Raw genomic sequence first — 20,912 nt, forward strand, 5'->3', positions numbered from 1 at the left:
TCCTCGGCGCGGACGAAATCGTCGTCGGCCAGGACATGGGGGGCCGGACGGCCCCGCTCAAGATCCCGCCCGCCTCATCGCGACGGGAGGCCGGGCGCCGCGCTCCGGGCCTCGGGGCTGCCGAGATAGTAGCGCTTCAGCAGGTACAGGGCGGCGCCGCCCAGCGGGCCGCCCTCGGTCGCGACGCCGGCGAGCTCGTCGCCCGGCCCGAAGCCGCACAGGACCCAGCGCGCCTTGCCCGCCGCCTCGCCCCGCCCGGCGACGCGGTAATCGACCCGGACGGTCTGCTTGCCCGGCCCGGCGCCGACCCGGAGCAGCTCCGGCACCGCGCCGGCCGGCGCGAGCGCCGGCACGGCCTGGCGGCAGATCTCGGCCCGACGGGGATCGACGCCGCTGCCGCAGGCGGAGAGGAGGCTCGTCAGGGCCGCGACGGCGAGCCCGGCCCGGAGGATCTCACGCACGGCCGAGCAGGCGCTCGGCCACCCGCGGCGCGTAATAGGTGAGGACGCCGTCGGCGCCGGCCCGCTTGAAGGCGAGCAGGCTCTCCGTCATGGCGCGCTCGCCGTCGAGCCAGCCGTTGCGGGCGGCGGCCTCGATCATCGCGTACTCGCCGGAGACCTGATAGGCGAAGGTCGGCACGCCGAATGCGTCCTTCACCCGGCGGATGATGTCGAGATAGGGCAGGCCGGGCTTCACCATCACCGAATCCGCCCCCTCGTCGAGGTCGAGGGCGACCTCGCGCAGGGCCTCCGTGCCGTTGCCGGGATCCATCTGATAGGTGCGCTTGTCGCCGACGAGGGCCGCGCTGGTGCCGATCGCGTCGCGGAACGGCCCGTAGAAGGCGCTCGCGTATTTGGCGGCATAGGCCATGATCTGGACGTCCCGGTAGCCGGCCCGGTCGAGCCCGGCCCGAATCGCGCCCACGCGCCCGTCCATCATGTCGGAGGGGGCGATGATGTCGGTGCCGGCCTCGGCCTGGATCAGGCTCTGCTCCACCAGCACCGCCACGGTCTCGTCGTTGAGGATGGCCCCGTCCTCGATCAGCCCGTCATGGCCGTGGCTCGTATAGGGATCGAGGGCGACGTCCGTCATCACGCCGATCTCGGGCACGGCCTTCTTCACCGCCCGCACGGCCTGGCAGACGAGGTTGTCCCGGTTCAGGGCCTCCGAGCCGGTGGGATCGCGCAAGGAGGGATCGGTATAGGGGAAGAAGGAGATCGCCGGGATGCCGAGGCGGGCGGCCCGCTCGGCCTCGCGCACGATCTCGTCGACGCTCAGGCGCTCGACGCCGGGCATCGAGGCGATGGGCTCCCGGCGGCGCTCGCCCTCGATCACGAAGAGCGGCCAGATCAGGTCGTCCACGGTCAGGGTATGCTCGCGCACCAGGCGGCGCGACCAGTCCGCCTTGCGGTTGCGGCGGGGGCGCTGGGTGATGCCGAGGGGACTCGCGCCGGGCGCGGCCTCGCGCGCGGTCTCGACGGCGAGCGGGCGCGGTTCGTTCGGCATGCTCGGATCTCCGGGCCGCGGAAGGCGCGGCGAGGCGGGGCCTAGCACATCCGGATTTCCTCCCGAAACCGGTCGGCACGCAGGGGCGCGGTCGGATCGCCGCAGGGATGGCCCCGGGCGCAGGGTCGCAGCGCGCCCGATTGCCATGGGATCGGCCGGGGCTCTAAGCAGCGATCCGGGAGGCCGACAGCATGGCGCAACAGGTGGATGCGGAGATCCGGTTCGAGCGGCGGGGCGCCCTCGGCCTCGTCACCCTCGACCGGCCGAAGGCGCTCAACGCCCTCACCCTGCCCATGGTCGAGGCGATGCGGGGCCGGCTCGAGGCCTGGGCGGCCGATCCGGCGATCACCCGCGTCGCCGTGCGCGGGGCCGGCGGGCGCGCCTTCTGCGCGGGCGGCGACATCCGCAAGATCTACGAGCTCGGCCGGGCCGGGCGGCACGAGGAGGTCATGGCCTTCTGGGAGGCCGAGTACCGCCTCGACGCCGCCGTGAAGCGTTTTCCCAAGCCCTATATCGCCCTGGTCGAGGGCATCGTGATGGGGGGCGGCGTCGGCATCTCCCTGCACGGGCGCTACCGGGTGGCCTCGGAAAAATACCTGCTCGCCATGCCGGAGACGGGGATCGGCTTCTTCCCCGATGTCGGCACCACCTACGCCCTGCCCCAGCTGCCGGGGAAGCTCGGCACCTATCTCGCCCTCACCGGGGGCCGGATCGGCGCCGGAGACGCCCTCGAAGCCGGGCTCGCCACCCATTTCGCGAAGGCCGAGGATTTCGAGGCCCTCGTCGCGGCCCTGGCCGAGGCGCCCACCGTCGAGGCGGCCCTCCAGCGCTTCGGGGCCGCGCCCCCCGAGCCGGAGATCTTCCGTCAGGAGCGCGCCCTGATCGATGAGTGCTTCGGCGCGGAGAGCGTCGCCGCGGTGCTGGCCCGGCTCGACGCGGCGGCGGAGGCGGGCTCGGCCTTCGCGGGCGAGACCGCGGCGCTGATCCGCACCCGCTCGCCCACCAGCCTGTCGATCGCCTTCGAGCAGATGCGGCGCGGCCCCGGCCTGAGCTTTGCCGAGGCGATGCTCACCGAGTACCGGCTCTGCGACCGGGTGATGCGCGGATCCGATTTCTACGAGGGCGTGCGCGCCGTCATCGTCGACAAGGACAACGCGCCGCGCTGGCAGCCCGACCGGCTCGACGCGGTCGACCCGCAGGGGATCGCCGCCGCCTTCGGGCCGCTCGCATCCGCAGAGCCGCGTTTCGATTGAGGGGAGGGGAAGCCTTGCGGGGTCTCAACAAGGTCGCGACCACCCGGGACGGGCGCGGACGCGCCCGCGGCTGGGAGAGCGCCGACGACCGGATCGAGGGTTCGCCGAGCAAGCAGCAGACCCAGTGGGACACGGTGCTGGTCTGGTTCATGCGCATCGCCGCCCTGGTCTGGATCGCCAAGGGGCTCGCGACCTGGGCCGAGATCCTGGACGTGTTGCCGGGCGGGCGTCCCTTCGAATCGGAGCCGCTCGGGCGGCAGGCGGTGATCGTCTATCTCGCGGTGATCGACTTCGTGGCCGCCATCGGCCTGTGGCTCACCAGCGCCTGGGGCGGGGTGGTCTGGCTGCTCGCGGCGACGAGCACCCTGACATTGGCGCTCACCACGCCGCAGCTCTTGCCGATGTCGCTGCCTTTCGTGATCGCGCAGGCAGTCTTCGTGGCGATATACTTTGTCATTTCTTTCGCGGCGGCGCGCGAGATCCGGTGAACGGAGTGTTACGGAGATGGTTTCATTTTGCATTTACCGAGAGAGGTAAATCGCAAATTCATCCTGTCGCTTAAACCGCCTTTCATTCGCGGACCCTAGCTTGGCCCCATAAGCGGCGCCGAACAGCACGGAGCCGGAACGAACAGATCGACAGAGGCGTCCCATGAAATCCCAGACTGCGAAGGTGATCGACACCAACTCCACCGAAGATCAGGCCAACGCCCCCGGCGCCTACTTGGAGGCCCTGCATCTCGTCGAGCGGCTGCACCGCCGCCTGCTCGACGTGATCAAGGACGAGTTCGAGCGCCGCGGCCGCGAGGACGTCAACAGCGTCCAGGCCCTGCTGCTCTACAATATCGGCGACAAGGAACTCACCGCGAGCGAGCTGCGCTCGAAGGGCTACTATCTCGGCTCCAACGTCTCCTACAACGTCAAGAAGCTGGTCGAGGCGGGCTACCTGCATCACGCCCGCTCCAAGACCGACCGCCGCTCGGTGCGCATCAGCCTGACCCAGAAGGGCCGGGAGGTGCACGAGATCATCCGCGGGCTCTACGACAAGCATTCCCGCACGATCCAGCCGATCGGCGGCATCTCGGACGACGATTTCGGCCGGCTCAACCAGGCCCTCGGCCGCCTGGAGCGCTTCTGGACCGACCAGATCCGCTACAAGCTCTGATCTGCGGGCTTCGGATCCGGGACGCGCCCCGCGCGTGTCCCCGGAAGCGGCGAGGGCCGGACGCCGGGAAGCGTCCGGCCCTCGCCGCTTTTTCATGTACGGGCAGCGCCCATGAAAAAGGCGCCCCCCTCGCGGGAGGCGCCCCGTTCACCGGAAGCCCGGCGACGACCTTCTTAGTTGAAGGTGTCGATCTCGGCGGACTCGTAGCTGGTGACTTCCATGCCGACGCAGACTTCCTGGACGATCGGAGCAGACCACTTCATGACGTTTCTCCTGCGTTAAGAGGGGATGAAGGATCGGGCCCGGGGGCCCGGACACCTCAGTTGAAGGTGTCGATCTCCGCCGACTCGTAGCTGGTGACTTCCATGCCGACGCAGATTTCCTGAACGACCGGGGCAGACCACTTCATGGCGGATCTCCTTCGTGCTGACGGGGAAAACATAGGCGATCTGTTGGGCGCAACTCAAGTGGACGCGACACTTATATTTCTCACAGATCGGCGAGAAAGTGCAGATTCCGGGGTCGCACCCGCCTCCAACACACCGTTTGGAACCAAATTTCCCCTTACCGACCAAGGATATGGGGACGATATCGCCGGTTTTTAACCCACGCACGACATGCGGCGCCGCCTGACGGCCGCAGGCGGGGGGTTGCAATCGGCACGCGACCATGGCCGTGCGGAGCCGCCAGAATCCCGCAGACGAGTGCCGAGTCGATGAGCGAGAGTCCTGCCACCAACCGAATCGATCCCTCGGTGCTCGCGGCGCGGCTCGCGGACGAACGGGCCGCCGACATCGTCGAGGCCCTGAACGAGGAGGCGCCCGAGGTCGCCGCGGCGATCCTGGTCAGCCTGCCCCACGAGAAGGCGGTGGAGGTGCTGGACCAGCCGGAGCTGGAGCAGGCGGCCGACATCGTCGAGATGCTGCCGCGCGACCGGGTCGGCGCCTATCTCTCCGGCATGTCGGCCGACCGGGTCACCGACCTCTTCCGCGAGATCGAGGAGCCCGGCCGCTCCGACCTGCGGGCGCGCCTCGACGCCGAGACCCGGGGCACGATCGACCGGCTCAGCGCCTATGGCGAGGAGACGGTCGGCTCGCTGATGACCACCGAGTTCGTGAGCGTGCCCGCGACCTGGACGGTCGCCGAGACCCTGGCCCATGTCCGCCAGGTGGAGCGCACCCGCGAGACGGTCTACGCGATCTTCGTGCTCGACCCGCGCACCCAGGTGCTCGCCAAGTCGGTGCCCCTGCGCCGCCTCATCTCCGGCGAGCCCATGGACAGCGTGCTCAGCGTCGCCCCGGGGATGCGCCCCTTGAGCGTCTCGCCCAATGCGAGCCGCGAGGAGGCGGCCCGGCTGATCTCGAAATACGACCTGCTGGCGCTGCCGGTGGTCGATTCGGTCGGCCACGTCATCGGCATCGTCACGGTGGACGACATCATCGACGCCATGGTCGCCAAGCAGACGGAGGACGTGCAGCGCTTCGGCGGCATGGCCGCCCTCGACCAGCCCTACATGGATATCGGCTTCCTCACGATGATCGGGAAGCGGGCCGGCTGGCTCTGCGTGCTGTTCCTGTCGGAGATGCTCACCGCCTCGGCCATGCAGGGCTTCCAGGGGGAGCTCGAGAAGGCGATCGTCCTCACCCTGTTCATCCCGCTCATCATGAGCTCGGGCGGCAATTCCGGCAGCCAGGCGACCTCGCTGCTGATCCGGGCCCTGGCGCTCGAACAGGTGCGCCTGCGCGACTGGTGGCGCGTGGCCCTGCGCGAATTGCCGACCGGCGTGACGCTCGGCGCGATCCTCGGCCTGATCGCGGTCGCGCGGATCGTGATCTGGCAGAAGGCCGGCCTCTACGATTACGGGCCGCATTGGGCCCTCGTCGCGGCCACCGTCGGCGCGGCGCTGGTCGGCATCGTCACCTTCGGCTCCATGGCCGGCTCGATGCTGCCCTTCGCCCTGAAGCGCCTCGGCTTCGATCCGGCGACCGCCTCGGCACCCTTCGTGGCCACGCTCGTCGATGTGAGCGGCCTCGTCATCTATTTCACGGTGGCCCTGCTCATCCTGAGGGGCACCCTGCTGTGAGCCGGCCTGCCTTGCCGGGTTTACCCGACCGGCATTGCCGCATTGCAAGATCGGGTCTGTGTTCCATTTGACGGTGCGGCTACGCTGCCGCGCCTCTCGATGGCGTCCCGATCATCCCCCAGTATGGGAGAGTTGAACGCATGATGAAGATCAACCGGAACGTGCTTCTCCTCGCCGCTGCAGCCCTGGTTCTGCCGGCCGCGGCCGGCCCGGCCTTCGCCAAGAAGGGCGCGGCGAGCATCATCAAGCAGATCGACACCGACAATGACGGCACGATCGACCTCAAGGAGGTCCAGGCCGCCGCGGAGGCGACCTTCGCCAAGCTCGATCCCGACAACGACGGCACCCTCGACGTGAAGGAGCTGAAGGGCCGCCTCAGCGCCGCCGACCTCAAGAAGGCCGATCCGGACAACGACGGCACCCTCGACAAGAAGGAATACCTCGCCCTGGTCGAGACCCTGTTCAAGGAAGCCGATCCGGACAACGACGGCACCCTGGACGCCAAGGAGCTGAAGACTCCGGCCGGCAAGGCTCTGGTCAAGCTCATCAAGTAAGCGTCCCGAGACGGGCGATGCGGGCCGCTCCGGGGGGATCCGGGGCGGCCTTTTCGCGTCCGCTCACGGGATCGTAAGCGGAAAATAAGCTCGATTGCCCGCCATTCGCTTGCACGCAAGTCTGTTCGCGCCGATCCGCCGCTCCATAACTCCCCGGGCAACCGAACGGGGATTATCGAGATGCAACGTTCCCTTACCGCGGCCCTGGCCGGCCTGATCGCGCTCACCGGCTCGGCGCTCGCCGCGCCCCAGCTGGAGCGGGTGCGCGGCACTATCGAGAAGGCGGAAGCCGGCTCGGTCACCATCAAGACCCTCGACGGCAAGTCCGAGACGGTGGCCCTCGACGGGGCCAATTACGCCTGGGTGGTCAAGTCGAGCCTCGACGCCGTGAAGGACGGCGTCTTCATCGGCACGGCGACCAAGGGCGAGAACCCGCCGACCGCCCTGGAGGTGGTGATCTTCCCTGAATCGATGCGCGGCACCGGCGAGGGCCACTACGCCTGGGACGCCATCACCGACCAGACGGCCGGCGGCGACAAGGTGAAGAGCGCCATGACCAACGGCACCGTGAAGGCCGCCTCCGGCGCCCCCAAGGTCAAGAGCGCCATGACCAACGGCACGGTCAAGGCGAGCCAGGGCGGGGAGGGCGAGAAGACCCTCACCGTCACCTACGACAAGGAGGGCTCGAAGACGATCGTGGTGCCGCCCAAGGCGCCGATCGTCGCCTTCGAGCCGGCCGACAAGGCGATCCTGACGCCGGGCGGCAAGATCTTCGTGGTGGCCGCCAAGGAGGGCGACACACTCACCGGCAAGCTCGTCGCGGTCGGCAAGGACGGCCTGACCCCGCCGATGTGAGCCGCACCTGCGGGGGGGGGCGCCGGCTCAACCGGCGCCGTAGCCGCCCTTGGCATTGCCGTCGCCCGTCCGGCGGCGGCTTTCGCCCCCCTCGTCCCGGGGATGGCGCTCGTAGCCGCCCGCCTCGGGTTCGTCCTCGCGGCGCTGCGGCGGCGGCGGGGAATGCGGTCCGGGGGACGGTTCGTCCCGGCCGCTGCGGCGATCCGCTTCCCTGGCATAGGTTTCCAGGCCGTTCCGTTTCGTCTCGCCCATCACGCGACTCCGCTGCGCCCTTTCCGGGATAGGCGGCGGGACCCGGGCGGGTTCCGTGGAAAGCGGCCGGCGCGGCCCGATTCCGATGTGCTGCGGCGCACGTCGAGCCGCGGGACGGCGCCCCATCTCCGCCTCATCGCACAAGACGGCCCGCCTCGAGACGGGCCATGCCAACGACGGAGCTTTTCCATGACCGCACGCAGCACGATCGCCGCCCTCGCCCTGGCCGCCGGCCTCGCTGTGCCGGGCGCCGCCCTGGCCCAGAGTTTCACCGCCCCCGCCGGCATCCCCGCCGCCGCCGCCCTCGGCACGGCGGCGAGCCCGCTGATCGGGCAGGGCTACGCCACCACCGCGCGCAGCGACCTCGCCGCCCCCTTCGGCAACGAGGTGGCGACCGGCTCGGTCGGCCGTTCGGGCCACCTGCGCACGCACCACGCCCGCTGACAGCGCGGCCAAAGACGTTCGTCCCGACGGGTCGGCTCTCCGGAGCCGACCCCTCTTTTTGCCCCGCAGGGTGCGGATCGACGGCGCGAGAACGCACGCCTCTCACGTGTTCGAAGGGATGCCTGATACTGGCAACCCACCGGACGAGGGGACGACCCGGTTCGCCGCAGACTCCCCGCCGCCGGTCGTGGAGCGACCGGAAAACGCGAAGCCTGAGCAGCGCCCATCACGGCCGGATGGCCGAGACGGTCATTCGACGGCCAGCATCGCGGCAAGACAAATCCCTTCTGTCGGGAACCACTCAGGCTCGCCGCGCGGCTGACGGCGGAGCAGATGCAGAGTGGCTGTCATGAGCGGAGTCCGGACGGTCCTCTTCGGTTTCAACGTACAAGAACGGACCTTCCGGCGCCCGTCTTCGGTCAGCCGAGCAGAGCCTCCCGCTCCCGTCGTGACCCGGCCATGCGGACTCTTGCGGCCTCGACGATCGAAGGCGGGGCCGTGCTCGGAAGACCGGCGTCGAAGGGGGGTGCCGGCGCATATTCCAGCGCGAGCTGGATCGTCTCGGCTTCCTCGCGACCCATCAGCTCCGCGACGACGATCAGTCCGAAGTCGATGCCCGAGGTCACGCCGCCGGCGGTGATGAGCGAGCCATCCTGCACGACGCGTTGCTCGACCGAGGTCGCGCCCAAGCGAGGCAGGAAGTCTAGCGCGTTCCAGTGCGTGGTGGCGCGCCGGCCGGCCAGAAGCCCCGCCTTCCCCAACACGAGCGATCCCGTGCAGACGGATGTGACGAACCGTGCCCGCGATGCCTTGTCCCGGAGGAAGGCTAGCACCGTCTCGTCCGTCAGGAGCGCGTTGATTCCACTACCGCCCGGCACGCAGAGGACGTCGAAATCCGGGGCTTCGGCAAGGGTCGTGTCGGGGATCAGCATCAGGCCCGTCGCCGATCGGATCGGTTCGAGGCTCTTCCAGACGAGATGGACCGTGGCGCCCTCGGCGGACGCGAAGACCTCGTAGGGGCCGGTCAGGTCGAGTTGCTGGACGCCGGGGAAACAGAGAATACCGAAGCGAAGCGTCATGGATTCGTTCCTCCTCTTGACGGAGGAACCTTATCGCGGGACGAGTTGGCAATCGCGCCAATCATCGCTCGTTTCATGCCAATCGTCCGAAGGCCTCCCCATCGTGTCGAGATCCTTGTTTTCGGCAGGGCACAGATCCTGGACGTGACCGGTCCGGCGCAGGTCTTCGCCACGGCCAACGACCTGACACCCCGCGGGACGCCCGAGCCCTACGAGATCGCCCTCGTTTCCCTCGAGTCCGACATCGTCACCAGCTCCGGCATCGGCCTGAAGACCGAGAACGCTCGGATCTGCGGGGACGCGATCGGGACGCTCATCGTCTCGGGCGGATACGGCGTGGACGCTGCGCGGCGCGATGGCGAACTGATCGACTGGATCCGCCGACGCGCACCGCTCGCGACCCGGACCGCCTCCGTTTGCAGCGGTGCGATCCTCCTCGCCGAAGCGGGGTTATTGGACGGACGCCGGGCGGTGACGCACTGGCAGCGCTGCGCCGAGTTCAGGGCTTGCTACCCCGCCGTCCTCCTCGATCCCGAGCCCATCTTCGTGCGGGACGGTTCGATCTGGACGTCGGCGGGCGTGACGGCGGGGATCGACCTGGCCTTGGCGATGGTTGAAGCGGACCATGGCCGGGCGCTTGCGCTGGCCGTGGCACGCCAACTCGTGGTGTTTCTCAAGCGTCCGGGCGGGCAGGGGCAGTTCAGCACCGCGCTCGCGCTCCAGTCGGCCGACGGGACCTTCGAGGCCTTGCACGGCTGGATCGCGGCGCATCTCGACCGCGACCTGTCGCTGGCAACGCTGGCGGATCAAGCCGGCATGAGCCTTCGCACGTTCTGCCGACACTACCGCGCGGGCACGGGCCGTACCCCCGCCGAGGGGGTCGAGCTGATCCGGGTGGAGGGCGCCCGGCGGCATCTGGAGGAGGGGGTAAGCGTCACGCGAGCCGCCGCCCGATGCGGTTTCGGCTCGACCGAAACCATGCGGCGCGCCTTCCTGCGGCACCTCGGGATTGTCCCACAAGCCTACCGCGACCGCTTCCATATGTGAGACGACCCGCAAGGACATGCGAGGGCCGCGTCTTGGATCGGAATCGGGATCACGTGCTGTCCCGAATGGGTCGGACGTAGAAAGGCCACATGCGGCGGATCGCCGACATTGCCGTGATGCCGACGCTCAGCCTCGAGCGTCACGCCCCCCTCCTGATCGGACGAACCGCCGGGAAGGTTCGGACGAGCAGACGACGCCGAGTGCAGATCCCGGCCCTCGAGATCCGAATGCTCCACCCTTCTGCCTCGCCCCGCCGCCCTCAGGCGAAGGGGCCGGCGCGGTCGATGGTCCGGTCGAGCACGCGGCCGCGTCCGGGTTCGGACAGGATGCGGCCCTCCTCGGCGATCACCTGGCCGCCGGCGATGGTCATCACCGGCCAGCCGGTCACGGCAAAGCCCTCCCAGGGCGTGTAGTCGGAGCCGTGGTGGAGGTTCTTCTGGGTGATGGTCTCCCGCCGCTTCGGGTCCCACAGGGTCAGGTCGGCATCGAAGCCCGGCCCGATCGAGCCCTTCCGGGGATAGAGCCCGTAGAGCTTGGCGTGGTTGGTCGCGGTCAGCGCCACGAAGCGGTTGAGGGAGATCCGGCCCTTGGAGACGCCCTCCGAGAACAGGAGCGGCAGCCGGGTCTCGATGCCGGGGAGGCCGTTGGGGATCCAGCGGAAGGAGGTCCGCCCCTTCGGGTTCAGCTTGCCCTGGGGATCGTCGTAGCGGAACGGGCAATGGTCGGAGGAGACCAGGTCGAACACGCCCCGCTGCAGGCCGGACCAGATCGCCGCCTGGCTCGCCGCGTCCCGCGGCGGCGGCGAGCAGACGTATTTCGCCCCCGCGATCGGATCCTCCGCGCCCAGGCCCTTCATGTCCTCGGCGGTGAGGGTGAGGTATTGCGGGCAGGTCTCGGCATGGATCTTCAGGCCGCGGCCCTGGGCCCAGGCGATCTGCTCCATCGCCTCCTCGCCGGAGACGTGGACGATGACGATCGGCAGGTCGACGAGCTCCGCATGGGTGATGGCGCGGTGGGCCGCCTCGCGCTCCACCGGCTGGGGCCGGGACAGGGCGTGGCCGTAGGGGCCGGTCTGCCCGCTGCGCTCCAGCCGCTCGGAGAGGTAGCGGATCGTGTCGTAGCCCTCCGCATGCACCATCACCCGGGCGCCCTCGCGGCGGGCGACCTCGAACACCTCCAGGATCTGGCGGTCGTTCAGGACGAGGTCGTCATAGGTCATGAACACCTTGAAGGAAGTGTAGCCGGCGGTGATCAGCGCCGGCAGCTCCTGGCCGAGCACCGCCGGGGTCGGGTCGGAGACGATCAGGTGGATCGCCACGTCGATGTGGCAGCGCCCCTCCGCCTTGGCCCGGTAGGCGGCGGCGACCTCCCGCAGGGACTCGCCCCGCGGCTGCAGGGCGAAGGGCATCACGCAGGTATTGCCCCCCGCCGCCGCGGCCCGCGTCGCCGAGGCGAAGTCGTCGGCCATGACGATGCCGGGGCCGGAGGGCTGGTCGATATGGACATGGCTGTCGATGCCGCCGGGCAGCACCAGCAGCCCGCCCGCATCGATAGTGCGGGCGGCGTCGCCGACGCGGCTCGCCACCGCCGCGATGCGCCCGTCGCGGATGCCGATCTCCGCCGGGAAGGTGTCGGCGGCGGTCACCACGGTGCCGCCGCGGATCGCGAGGTCGAATTCGGGCATGCTGTTCTTCGTCTCAGGGTTCGGGCGCGGGCGGAAGCTACTCAGCCGGGCCGCGTGTTTCGAGTGCTCGTTTGCGGACGGGGCGCTGCCCTCCCTGGCGCGCTCACCGGCCGGCCAGCAGGCGTTCGAGGCCCAGGCCGAGGCCGACGCTCTCGGTCGCGGGATGAACGGTCCGGGGCGAAGCGCCCGCCCGCGCCGCGGCCAGGACGGCGCGGGTGCCGGCCTCCACGGAGCAGAGCACGGGGACCGGCACGGCGGGCTGGATCCGCCCGGCGAGGCCGGCCAGGGCGGCGCCGCCGAGGATCACGGCCCCGGCGCCGTCCTCCTCCGCGCAGGCCCGGCAGGCCGCGGCGAGGAGGCCGAGGGCAGCCTCCGGATCCCGGGCGATCTCGCCCCCCGTCGGCGCCACGGTGCGGATGCCGGACAGCCGCTCCGCGAGGCCGAGCCCCGCCACGAGCTCCGTCAGCATCGGCCCCCACAGGGCCCCGCCGGTGACGATGCCGAAGCGGTCCGCCTGGGCGCAGGCGCATTCGCAAGCGGCCTGCGCCATGCCGACCACCGGGACCGGCGCGATCTCGCGCAGGGCGAACAGCCCGGGATCGCCGAAACAGGCGAGATAGACCGCGTCGCAGCCGGCGCCGTGCTCGGCCAGGGCGTCGAGGGCAGCATGGGCGGCCACCGCCGAGGCCGCCCGGCTGGCGATGTAGCGGGCGCCGAATCGGCCGGTCACCGGCACGAAGGCGGCTTCGTCGCCGGACATCGCCTGGACATGGCCGGCCAGCAGCGCGGTCACGGCCGGGGACGTGTTCGGATTGATGAGCAGGATGCGCATGGGGCTCGTTTCCGGCGCCGGGCGACGCAAGGAGCGTGCACGGACCCGGCGAGGTCCGTCCGCCCCGACCGGCGGAGGCGCCTCACCCGATCCGTTCGAGCACCGCCGGGCCGATCTCCGGCGCCGCCTCGCCGAGCCGGTAGGCCGCCCGCAGGGCCGCCGCCGCCCGCTCCGCCGCCGCCTCGTCGCGGGCATGGACGAGGCCGAGGGGTGCCTCCGGCCCGACCGCGTCGCCGGGGCGGGCGAGGCGGGAGAAGCCGACGCTCCCGTCGATACCGTCCTGCGGCCGGGTGCGGCCGCCGCCGAGGCCGATCACCGCGAGCCCGATCGCCCGGGTCGCCACCCCGGCGACGAAGCCCGCCCGTTCCGGAAGAACCGGCCGGATCACCGGTGCCCGCGGCAGGTGCCGCTGCGGCGCCTCGACCAGATCCGGCGGGCCGCCGAGGGCCGCGACCATGCGCGCGAAGTGCTCGGTCGCCCGGCCGGAGGCGAGGGCCGCCTCCAGCCTGCCCTCGGCCTCCGCCACATCGGCGGCGAGGCCGCCCGTCACCAGCATCTGCGCGCAGAGCGCCAGGGTGACCGCGTGGAAGCGCGGCTCGCGCCGCGCCCCGGTCAGGTAGTCGATGGAATAGGCCACCTCCACGGCGTTGCCGGCGGCGGAGGCCAGCGGCGCGTCCATGTCCGTCACCAGCGCCACGGTGGGGCAGCCGGCGCCGTTCGCCACCGCGACGATGCTTCGGGCGAGGGCGCGGGCGGCCTCTCGGTCTTCCATGAAGGCCCCCGAACCGGTCTTCACATCCATCACCAGGCCATCGAGCCCGGCGGCCAGCTTCTTCGACAGAATCGAAGCCGTAATCAGATCGAGGGACTCGACCGTGCCGGTCACGTCGCGGATGGCGTAGAGCCGCTTGTCGGCGGGGGCGAGGTCGGCGGTCTGGCCGATGATGGCGCAGCCCGCCTCCCGGGTGACGGCGCGGAAGCGGTCGAGGCCGGGGGTGGCGTCGTAGCCCGGGATGCTCTCGAGCTTGTCGAGGGTGCCGCCGGTATGGCCGAGGCCGCGGCCGGAGATCATCGGCACGTAGCCGCCGCAGGCCGCCACCATCGGGGCGAGCACGAGGCTGACCGCATCGCCGATCCCGCCGGTGGAATGCTTGTCGAGGGCAGGGCCGGGCAGGTCCCAGTTCAGCACCGTGCCCGAGCGGGTCATGGCCTGCGTCAGCGCCACCCGCTCGTCGAGGGAGAGGCCGCGGAAGAACACGGCCATGGCGAAGGCCGCCGCCTGGCCCTCGGTCACCGCGCCCTCGGTGAGCCCGGCGATGAAGCCGGCGATCTCCTCCGGGGCCAGCGCCTTGCCGTCGCGCTTGTCCCGGATGATCTCCTGCGGGAGCCTCATCGTGCCGTCTCCTGCGCATCGACCAGCGCCGCGTAGAGGCTGCTCGCCCCGATGCGGAAGGTATCGGGGCCCGCCCAGCCCGGCCCCCTGATCCGGTCGGCGAGAGCGAGATAGAGGGCGGCATCCGCCACCGTGCGGAGGCCGCCGGAGACCTTGAGCCCGCCCGCGCCGTGCGCCTTCAGCACGGTCAGCATCGCCTCCGCCGCCTCGGGCGTCGCCGAGACCGGGCTCTTGCCAGTGGAGGTCTTGATGAAGTCGGCCCCGCCCGCGAGGGCGAGGGCACTCGCCCGGGCGATCACCTCCGGGTCGCGGAGTTCGCCGGTCTCCAGAATGACCTTGAGGCAGGCTCCGGCGCAGGCCGCCCGCACGGCCTCGACCATCCGGCAAGCGGTCGCCTCCTCGCCGCGCAGAAGGGCGCGATAGGGCAGGACGAGGTCGATCTCGCCGGCCCCGTCCGCGAGGCAGGCCCGCGTCTGCGCCACCACCGGGTCCGGATCCTCGTCCCCGGCGGGGAAATTGACCACGGTCGCAATCCCGATTCCCGTCCCCGTCAGCGCCCGCGCCCCCTGCGCGACGAAGGCCGGCCAGACGCAGATCGCCGCGACACGCCCGGCGGCCGCGTCCCGGCACAGGGCCGCCACGGCCGCCTCGGTGCAGGATTCGCCGAGATCGGTGAGGTCGAGGAGGGGCAGCGCGCGGGCCGCGATGTCGGGAGCGTTCGTCATCGGCGCCCTCGTATCACGGGGCCGGCAGCCGCGCGACGAAGGCGGCGACCAGCCGCGCGAGATCCGCCCCCGCCCGCGCCGCCACCGCCTTGGTCTCGGCATGGTGCGGATCGCCCGCGCCGAAGCCGGCGGCGAAGTTGGTCACCACCGAGACGGCGGCGACCCGGAGGCCCAGGAAGCGGGCGAGGATCGCCTCCGGCACCGTCGACATGCCGACGAGGTCGGCTCCGAGGCGGCCGGCCATCCGGATTTCCGCCGGGGTCTCGAAGCTCGGACCCGAGAACCAGGCATAGACCCCCTCAGGCAGGGACAGGCCGCAGGCCCGTGCCGCCTCTTGAAGGGTCGCGCGCAGGGCGGGATCGTAGGCATCGACCATGGGCACGAAGCGCCCGTCGCTCGGCTCGCCGATCAGCGGGTTCATGCCCGACAGGTTGAGATGGTCGGAGAGCGCGACGAGGCCGCCCGGGCCGGCCTGCGGCATCAGCGAGCCCGCGGCGTTGGTGAGAAGCAGGGCCTTCGTCCCGAGCGCGGCGGCCAGGGCCAGGGGCCGACGCATCGCCGCCGGGTCGCCGCGCTCGTAGGCGTGGCTGCGGCCCTCGAAGACGAGCACCGCGCGCCCGGCGATGCGGCCCTCGTGCAGCCTGCCGGCATGGCCGCTGACGCCGGGCGGGGGAAAGCCGGGGATCTCCGCGTAGGGGAGGGTGCGCGGCGCCTCGATCCCCTCGACCAGGGCACCGAGGCCGGTGCCGCAGACGAGGGCACAGGCATAGTCGCCGGAAAACCCCGCCTGCCGGACACGGGCGAGGGCCGCTTCCGGGCTCACGCGAGATTCTCCGGGCCGAAGGCGTGGGGCAGGAGCGCGTCGAGGGTGAGCGACAGGCGCAGGCCGTTCGGGTCGGCCACGTGGATCGGCGTCTCGGGCCGGGCGAATTCGCGGATGCGCTGGCGGCACGCGCCGCAGGGCGTGACCGGGGCGTCCCCGTCGCCGAGCACGAGGATGGCCCGGATCGCGCGACCGCCGCCGGCAATCATGGCGGCGATGGCACCGGCCTCGGCGCAGGTGCCGACGGGATAGGCGGCGTTCTCGACGTTGCAGCCGGCATGGATGCGGCCCTCCCCATCGAGCACGGCCGCCCCGACGGAAAAACGCGAATAGGGCGCATAGGCCCGCGCGCGGGCCGCCCGAGCCGCCTCGAACAGGGCGGCGACCTCTTCCGTCATCGGCTCCTCACCTCGGCAACACGCTCCGACGAGGGATGTTTGGCCCGCCGTCGGCGCCCCTGTCGAGAGCCGCATCGACAAGCCCTCGGCCGGGACCTATGAACCCTCGCGAGATCCTTTCATCCGGAACGGAGTCAGCCCATGCTCGGTCGATACGACCGCGGAACGCCGGCCGGCGAGGCCAAGGTCGAGTACGGCGACGGCACCATGCGCGTGATCAAGCCCGGCAGCTTCGTGCGCTGCGCGGTCACCGGCGAGGCCATCCCCCTCGATGACCTGCGCTACTGGAGCGTCGACCGCCAGGAGGCCTACGCGACGCCGGAGGCGGTGATGCAGCGCATGAAGGAAGCCGGCGAAGCCTAAGGCGACGCAGCGCTTTTCCTCCACCCGCTCAGCCCGGCGAGCTGCGCGTGGAGGGTCTGCCGATCCTCGAAGCGCAGCCTGACGGCGAGCACGGCAACGCGTTCCCGGAAGCCCGGCGGCAGGCGCAGGGCATCCTTCTCGGTGGTGACGAGAGCCGCCCCCGCCCGCGCCGCCGCTTCGGCGAGGGAGGCCAGTTCGGCCTGGCGGAAGGGGTGATGGTCCGGGAAGGGCCGGCGCCCGACGATCTCCGCGCCGGCGGCGGCGAGGGTGCCGAAGAACTTTTCCGGCCGCCCGATTCCCGCGAAGGCGAAGACCCTTCGTCCGGCGAAGGCATCCGGCGCGTCCGGCTCCAGGCGGGCGCGATGCACCGGCAGCCCGCGCGCCTGCGCCTCGGCCGCCACCGCCGCACCGGCGGCGCCCTCGCCGATCAGCACGAGGCCCGTCACGTGCGGCCATTGCCGGGCCAGGGGCACCCTGAGCGGGCCGGCCGGAAAGGGCAGGCCGTTGCCGAGCCCCACCTGCGCATCGACCACGGCCAGCGCCCGATCCTTGAGGAGGCTCGGATTCTGCAGGCCGTCATCCATCACGATCACGTCCGCGCCGAGCCCGGCGCAGAGCCGGGCCCCGGCGGGCCGGTCCCGCGCGACGACGGTCGGGGCCGCCCGGGCCAGCAACAGCGGCTCGTCGCCCACCTCCTCCGCCCGGTGGCGCTCCAGCACGACACGGACGGGACCGGGCAGACGGCCGCCATAGCCGCGGCTCAGGAAAGCCGGTCGCAGCCCGGCCTCGCGCAGGAGATCCGCCAGGGCGAGGGCGGTCGGCGTCTTGCCGGCCCCGCCGAGGGTGAAGTTGCCGACGCAGAGCACGGGGCAGGGGGCCGCGATCCCGGGGCGGTCCATCCGCGCGGCGGTCAGCGCGCCGTAGGCCGCACCGAGCGGCGCGAGCAGGCGCGCCGCCGGGTGCCCGGGCGGGGCCGACCAGAAGCGGGGCGGCCTCACCCCTCAGGCCCCGGTCACGAGAGGCCCCGGGCCGCGAGCTTCATCTGCGCGACATAGGGGTCGAGCACGGCGAGCGTCCGAGCGACGGCGCCTTCGAGGGGGGCCAGGGCGGCATGCCCGCGCTCGGCCATGGCCGCCATGCGGGCGGGATCCGACAGGAGATCGCCGACCGCGGTCGTCAGCTCCGCCGCGTCGGTGACTGCCAGGGCCCCCCCGGCCGCGTCGAGGGCGCGATAGGGCTCGAGGAAGTTGCCGATATGGGGGCCGTGCAGCACCGCCGCCTCGAGGCGCACCGGCTCGATCGGATTCTGGCCCCCGTGCGGCACCAGCGAGCCGCCCAGGAAGACGAGGGGGCTCAGGCGGTAGAACAGCCCGACCTCGCCGATCGTGTCCGCGATATAGACTTCGACTTGGCCGTGCGGCCGCCCGCCCTTGGAGCGGCGGCTCGCCCGCAGGCCCTCGGCCGCGACGCAGGCGGCGACCTCGTCCCCGCGGCGGGGATGGCGGGGCACGATGATGGTGAGCAGGCCGGGCAGGCGCTCCTTCAGCGCGGCATGGGCCCGCGCGACGAGGGCGTCCTCGCCCGAATGCGTGCTCGCCGCCACCCAGACCGGGCGCCTGCCGACGAGGTCGCCGAGATAGGCGAGTTGCTGGGCATCCGCCGGCGGCATGGCGGAATCGTATTTCAGGTTGCCGACGACGCTGATGCGCGGGGCGCCGAGCCGGGCGAAGCGGGCGGCATCGTCGTTCGTCTGCACGAGGCAGACGGCGATGCGGGAGAGCAGCGCCTGGGCCGTGCGCGGGGAGCGCCCCCAGCCCTTGGCCGAACGCTCGGACATGCGGCCGTTGACGAGGACGAGGGGGATCCTGCGCTCGTGAAGGCCGAGGATGGTGTTCGGCCACAGCTCGGACTCGGCGATCACGGCGAGGTCGGGCTGCCAGTGATCGAGGAAGCGGCTCACCCAGCGCGGCGCGTCGAGGGGCATGTACTGGTGCACGGCGCCGGCCGGCAGGCGGGTGCCGAGCAGCTCGGCCGCCGTCTTGGTGCCGGTGGTGACGAGCACCGACAGGCCGCGGGCGATCATGCCCTCGACGAGGCCGATGAGCGACAGGGCCTCGCCGACGCTCGCCCCGTGCATCCAGACGAGATTGCCCACCGGCCGCGCCCGGCCCGGGCGACCGCGCCGCTCCGGAAGGCGGCCGGGATCCTCCTTGCCCCGGCGGGAGCGCCAGGCGAGCAGGCCCGCGATGGCCGGCTCGCCGAGGGTCAGGCCGCAGCGATAGGCCCGGAGCGTGACCGGGATCGGGGGGACCCTCACGCGGGATTCCTCAAGCCGTCGTTCTCCAGGGCGGCCGGCGGCTCGGCATGGCCGCGGTAACCGACCCGATCCTGACGGCCGACCAGGGCATAAGCGTGATCGTGCACCCGGTTCATCTCGGCCTGAACCTTCAGGCGCAGGGCCTCGACCTCCGCCGGCTCGACCTCGCGGGGCACGTGGATCGGCTCGCCGAACACCATGGCGCCGCGCCCGTGCGGCAGGCCGAGGCAGGCCCGGTCCCAGCTGTTGAAGCGGATGTGCCGGCTCGTCACCACGGCGACGGGCACGATCGGACGGCCCGAGAAACGGGCGAGCATGATGATGCCCGCGTCGCAGATGCGGGAGAGCTTGGGCACGTCGGCCGAGAAGGCGACGGTCTCGCCGCCCTTCAACGCCTTCACCATGGCGCGCAGGCCCTCGGCACCGCCCTTGGCCCGGACGTCGCGCACCACCCGGCCGCGGGCGCCGGAGGCGCGCATCACCCGGATGCCGAGCCTCTCCAGGGCCATGGTGTTGATGTTGCCGTCCGGCGAGCGGGAGATGATCGTCGCGACACGATCCTGGGGCCGGCGCAGGAAGGGGACCATGATGTGCTGGCCGTGCCACATCCCGGCGATGAAGGGCCCGATCGCGTCGAGCCGGGCATAGGCGTCCCCCGGCACCACGGTGAACCGGTTGGAGCGCCGCACCCAGGCGAGATAGCGGGACGCGACGCGTGCGAGCAGGCGCTGGACGAGGGGGGTGCGGCCGATGGTCTTGATCACGCCCATGCGGGAGCGTCGTTTCCTGAGGCGATCCGGCGCCCGCGCCGGCCGTGGTCGGAGGTGGATCCGGTGACCGGGGAGGGGGCCCCGCGGCGAGTCCGCGGAGATCGGCGGCTGTCTATCCCCGAACCCCTTGGCGGCGCAACGGCCGTCCTCTGCCACAAAACCTGGTAAAAGATTCCCGTCTTTCACCCGGCCTTTTGGGGAACCGGACCTCCGCTTTTCCGATTCTTCCCGCAGTTCAAATGATTCGGAGGAAACTCGTGAAGAAGCTTTCGATCGGCGTGGGCGCCGCGGCGCTCCTGCTCTCCGTGTCCACGGCCTTCGCCGCACCGTGCAGCACCGGCTCGACCAAGGGCAAGAGCCCGAACGAGCAGACCAACGCGAAGAGCTCGGACACGGACCAGTCCAGCAAGAACATCGCCGGCGGCCAGCAGCCCGGCTCCCCCGGCACGGTCGGTGCCATGAACAACGTGGGTGCCAATCAGCAGGTCGGCGACAAGGGCAACCAGAAGGAAGGCTCTGATCCCGGCAGCAAGAATCTCGCCGGCGGCCAGCAGCCCGCCGCGCCCGGCACCGTCGGCGCCATGAACAGCACCGGCGCCCAGCAGGATGTCGGCACCCAGGCGAGCAAGGGCGGCGACGACTGCTGATCCGCTCCGCCTCTCACCTGTGACGCGTTCGCCCGCCCGGCTCCGGCCGCGGCGGGCTTTTCGTGTCGGGGGGCCGGACCCGAGCAAGAACTCTTGTCTGGAACGATTCCAAAGTGTATATCTGGAATTGTTCTAAAGAGGTTCCCTCATGCTCCTGTCCGCTCCTTCCCTCCCTCTGTCCGCCGTGGAGCGTGCCGAGAAGCAGCGCGCCTTCGTGCTGCAATATATCCAGCCGGGCCTGGCCGGACTGATCGACGGCTCGGTCTCGACCCTGGCGCCGATCTTCGCCGCGGCCTTCGCCACCCACAGCAACGGGGCGACCTTCCTGGTCGGTCTCGCCGCCTCGATCGGCGCCGGGATCAGCATGGGCTTCACCGAGGCCCTGTCGGATGACGGGGCGGTGACCGGGCGCGGGTCCCCGCTCACCCGCGGCATCGTCTGCGGCGTGATGACGGCGCTCGGCGGCCTCGGCCACACCCTGCCCTACGCGATCCCCGATTCCTGGCCGAACGCCTTCGGCCTGGCGACCGGCCTCGCCATCCTGGTCGTGCTGGTGGAGCTCGTCGCCATCGCCGCGGTGCGCACCCGCTACATGGCGACGCCCTTCGTCCGCGCCGCCCTCCAGGTGGTGCTCGGCGGCGCCCTGGTCCTCGGGGCCGGCGTCCTGATCGGGAACGCCTAGAACCGCGTTCACGCAGCCGGGACGGTTGACGCGCGGCGCAT

General features: G+C 71.3%; 25 protein-coding genes and 1 pseudogene. 11 read left to right on the plus strand and 15 right to left on the minus strand.

What is annotated here, in order from left to right; translation table 11 throughout:
• Positions 1-74 precede the first annotated feature (74 nt).
• On the minus strand, positions 75-461 hold the full coding sequence (locus tag MFF21_RS09655; protein ID WP_238310947.1) for a hypothetical protein: 387 nt from the start codon (positions 459-461) through the stop codon (positions 75-77).
• The gene (gene hemB, locus MFF21_RS09660) at positions 454-1,506 is read right to left on the minus strand and encodes a porphobilinogen synthase (protein ID WP_238310948.1); all 1,053 of its coding nucleotides are present in this window, start codon (positions 1,504-1,506) and stop codon (positions 454-456) included. The genes MFF21_RS09655 and hemB overlap by 8 nt, the downstream gene beginning before the upstream one ends.
• Positions 1,507-1,697: 191 nt before the next feature.
• Here hemB and MFF21_RS09665 point away from each other — a divergent pair, with 191 nt between their 5' ends.
• The 3 genes from MFF21_RS09665 (at position 1,698) to ldtR (ending at position 3,923) form a co-directional block, all read left to right on the plus strand.
• A complete protein-coding gene (locus MFF21_RS09665; RefSeq protein ID WP_238310949.1) occupies positions 1,698-2,759 on the plus strand; it encodes an enoyl-CoA hydratase/isomerase family protein in 1,062 nt (353 codons plus the stop codon).
• A gap of 14 nt (positions 2,760-2,773) precedes the next feature.
• Positions 2,774-3,247 (plus strand): DUF6163 family protein, encoded by a 474-nt coding sequence (locus tag MFF21_RS09670; protein WP_238310950.1) that lies wholly within the window; start codon positions 2,774-2,776, stop codon positions 3,245-3,247.
• A gap of 163 nt (positions 3,248-3,410) precedes the next feature.
• Positions 3,411-3,923 carry a transcriptional regulator LdtR gene (gene ldtR / locus MFF21_RS09675; RefSeq protein ID WP_238310951.1) on the plus strand — a complete coding sequence of 171 codons (513 nt, stop codon included), beginning with the start codon at positions 3,411-3,413 and terminating at the stop codon, positions 3,921-3,923.
• Between the two features lie 173 nt (positions 3,924-4,096).
• On the opposite strand, the gene pqqA (MFF21_RS09680) is transcribed toward ldtR, so the two are convergent.
• Together pqqA (MFF21_RS09680) and pqqA (MFF21_RS09685) are read right to left on the minus strand one after the other, a co-directional pair.
• Entirely contained in the window at positions 4,097-4,186 is a 90-nt protein-coding gene (gene pqqA, locus MFF21_RS09680; protein ID WP_109951178.1) for a pyrroloquinoline quinone precursor peptide PqqA, read from the minus strand.
• 56 nt (positions 4,187-4,242) lie between these two features.
• Positions 4,243-4,332, minus strand: coding sequence for a pyrroloquinoline quinone precursor peptide PqqA (gene pqqA / locus MFF21_RS09685; RefSeq protein ID WP_091970034.1), 90 nt, complete (start codon positions 4,330-4,332; stop codon positions 4,243-4,245).
• Positions 4,333-4,638: 306 nt separating this feature from the next.
• On the opposite strand from pqqA (MFF21_RS09685), the gene mgtE reads away from it, so the two are divergent.
• The 3 genes from mgtE to MFF21_RS09700 all read left to right on the plus strand — a co-directional run bounded on the left by mgtE (position 4,639) and on the right by MFF21_RS09700 (position 7,415).
• A complete protein-coding gene (gene mgtE / locus MFF21_RS09690; protein ID WP_238310952.1) occupies positions 4,639-6,006 on the plus strand; it encodes a magnesium transporter in 1,368 nt (455 codons plus the stop codon).
• 143 nt (positions 6,007-6,149) lie between these two features.
• Positions 6,150-6,560, plus strand: a complete 411-nt coding sequence (gene lanM, locus MFF21_RS09695) for a lanmodulin LanM (protein ID WP_373324989.1) — start codon at positions 6,150-6,152, stop codon at positions 6,558-6,560.
• Positions 6,561-6,740: 180 nt separating this feature from the next.
• Positions 6,741-7,415 (plus strand): metal ABC transporter permease, encoded by a 675-nt coding sequence (locus MFF21_RS09700; protein ID WP_238310954.1) that lies wholly within the window; start codon positions 6,741-6,743, stop codon positions 7,413-7,415.
• A gap of 27 nt (positions 7,416-7,442) precedes the next feature.
• On the opposite strand, the gene MFF21_RS09705 is transcribed toward MFF21_RS09700, so the two are convergent.
• Positions 7,443-7,667: a hypothetical protein gene (locus MFF21_RS09705; RefSeq protein WP_238310955.1), complete on the minus strand. Its 225-nt coding sequence runs from the start codon at positions 7,665-7,667 to the stop codon at positions 7,443-7,445.
• 189 nt (positions 7,668-7,856) lie between these two features.
• Here MFF21_RS09705 and MFF21_RS09710 point away from each other — a divergent pair, with 189 nt between their 5' ends.
• Positions 7,857-8,111 (plus strand): hypothetical protein, encoded by a 255-nt coding sequence (locus MFF21_RS09710; RefSeq protein WP_238310956.1) that lies wholly within the window; start codon positions 7,857-7,859, stop codon positions 8,109-8,111.
• 419 nt (positions 8,112-8,530) lie between these two features.
• Here the strand turns inward: MFF21_RS09710 and MFF21_RS09715 are convergent, their stop codons facing one another.
• Positions 8,531-9,190 (minus strand): DJ-1/PfpI family protein, encoded by a 660-nt coding sequence (locus MFF21_RS09715; RefSeq protein WP_238310957.1) that lies wholly within the window; start codon positions 9,188-9,190, stop codon positions 8,531-8,533.
• Positions 9,191-9,265: 75 nt separating this feature from the next.
• Between MFF21_RS09715 and MFF21_RS09720 the strand changes: the two genes are divergently transcribed.
• The gene (locus MFF21_RS09720) at positions 9,266-10,237 is read left to right on the plus strand and encodes a GlxA family transcriptional regulator (protein ID WP_238311234.1); all 972 of its coding nucleotides are present in this window, start codon (positions 9,266-9,268) and stop codon (positions 10,235-10,237) included.
• A gap of 259 nt (positions 10,238-10,496) precedes the next feature.
• Here the strand turns inward: MFF21_RS09720 and hydA are convergent, their stop codons facing one another.
• The 6 genes from hydA to MFF21_RS09750 form a co-directional block, all read right to left on the minus strand.
• A complete protein-coding gene (hydA, locus tag MFF21_RS09725) occupies positions 10,497-11,921 on the minus strand; it encodes a dihydropyrimidinase (protein WP_238310958.1) in 1,425 nt (474 codons plus the stop codon).
• Between the two features lie 103 nt (positions 11,922-12,024).
• Positions 12,025-12,753, minus strand: coding sequence for an aspartate/glutamate racemase family protein (locus tag MFF21_RS09730; protein ID WP_238310959.1), 729 nt, complete (start codon positions 12,751-12,753; stop codon positions 12,025-12,027).
• Between the two features lie 82 nt (positions 12,754-12,835).
• Positions 12,836-14,146 (minus strand): thymidine phosphorylase, encoded by a 1,311-nt coding sequence (deoA, locus tag MFF21_RS09735; RefSeq protein WP_238310960.1) that lies wholly within the window; start codon positions 14,144-14,146, stop codon positions 12,836-12,838.
• Positions 14,143-14,871, minus strand: coding sequence for a deoxyribose-phosphate aldolase (gene deoC / locus MFF21_RS09740; protein WP_238310961.1), 729 nt, complete (start codon positions 14,869-14,871; stop codon positions 14,143-14,145). The genes deoA and deoC overlap by 4 nt, the downstream gene beginning before the upstream one ends.
• A 13-nt stretch (positions 14,872-14,884) precedes the next feature.
• Positions 14,885-15,694, minus strand: coding sequence for a purine-nucleoside phosphorylase (locus tag MFF21_RS09745; protein ID WP_238310962.1), 810 nt, complete (start codon positions 15,692-15,694; stop codon positions 14,885-14,887).
• Entirely contained in the window at positions 15,691-16,092 is a 402-nt protein-coding gene (locus MFF21_RS09750) for a cytidine deaminase (protein ID WP_238310963.1), read from the minus strand. Before MFF21_RS09750 ends, MFF21_RS09745 begins: the two co-directional genes overlap by 4 nt.
• A 141-nt stretch (positions 16,093-16,233) precedes the next feature.
• On the opposite strand from MFF21_RS09750, the gene MFF21_RS09755 reads away from it, so the two are divergent.
• Entirely contained in the window at positions 16,234-16,455 is a 222-nt protein-coding gene (locus tag MFF21_RS09755; RefSeq protein WP_238310964.1) for a DUF2093 domain-containing protein, read from the plus strand.
• Here MFF21_RS09755 and lpxK read toward each other — a convergent pair.
• Genes lpxK through MFF21_RS09770 form a run of 3 tightly spaced genes read right to left on the minus strand, consistent with a single transcriptional unit; the run spans position 16,452 to position 19,542 of the window.
• Positions 16,452-17,453 (minus strand): tetraacyldisaccharide 4'-kinase, encoded by a 1,002-nt coding sequence (gene lpxK, locus MFF21_RS09760; protein WP_238310965.1) that lies wholly within the window; start codon positions 17,451-17,453, stop codon positions 16,452-16,454. The genes MFF21_RS09755 and lpxK overlap by 4 nt on opposite strands.
• A gap of 14 nt (positions 17,454-17,467) precedes the next feature.
• Positions 17,468-18,772: a 3-deoxy-D-manno-octulosonic acid transferase gene (locus MFF21_RS09765; RefSeq protein WP_238310966.1), complete on the minus strand. Its 1,305-nt coding sequence runs from the start codon at positions 18,770-18,772 to the stop codon at positions 17,468-17,470.
• Positions 18,769-19,542, minus strand: coding sequence for a lysophospholipid acyltransferase family protein (locus MFF21_RS09770; RefSeq protein WP_238310967.1), 774 nt, complete (start codon positions 19,540-19,542; stop codon positions 18,769-18,771). Before MFF21_RS09770 ends, MFF21_RS09765 begins: the two co-directional genes overlap by 4 nt.
• Before the next feature lie 239 nt (positions 19,543-19,781).
• On the opposite strand from MFF21_RS09770, the gene MFF21_RS09775 reads away from it, so the two are divergent.
• Together MFF21_RS09775 and MFF21_RS09780 are read left to right on the plus strand one after the other, a co-directional pair.
• Positions 19,782-20,189, plus strand: coding sequence for an exopolysaccharide production protein YjbE (locus MFF21_RS09775; RefSeq protein WP_373324976.1), 408 nt, complete (start codon positions 19,782-19,784; stop codon positions 20,187-20,189).
• 205 nt (positions 20,190-20,394) lie between these two features.
• Positions 20,395-20,871, plus strand: a pseudogene (locus tag MFF21_RS09780) (VIT1/CCC1 transporter family protein); the annotation flags it as partial.
• Positions 20,872-20,912: the final 41 nt, after the last annotated feature.

It is taken from the genome of Methylobacterium organophilum (genome assembly GCF_022179465.1).
Classification (GTDB): Bacteria; Pseudomonadota; Alphaproteobacteria; order Rhizobiales; family Beijerinckiaceae; genus Methylobacterium; species Methylobacterium organophilum.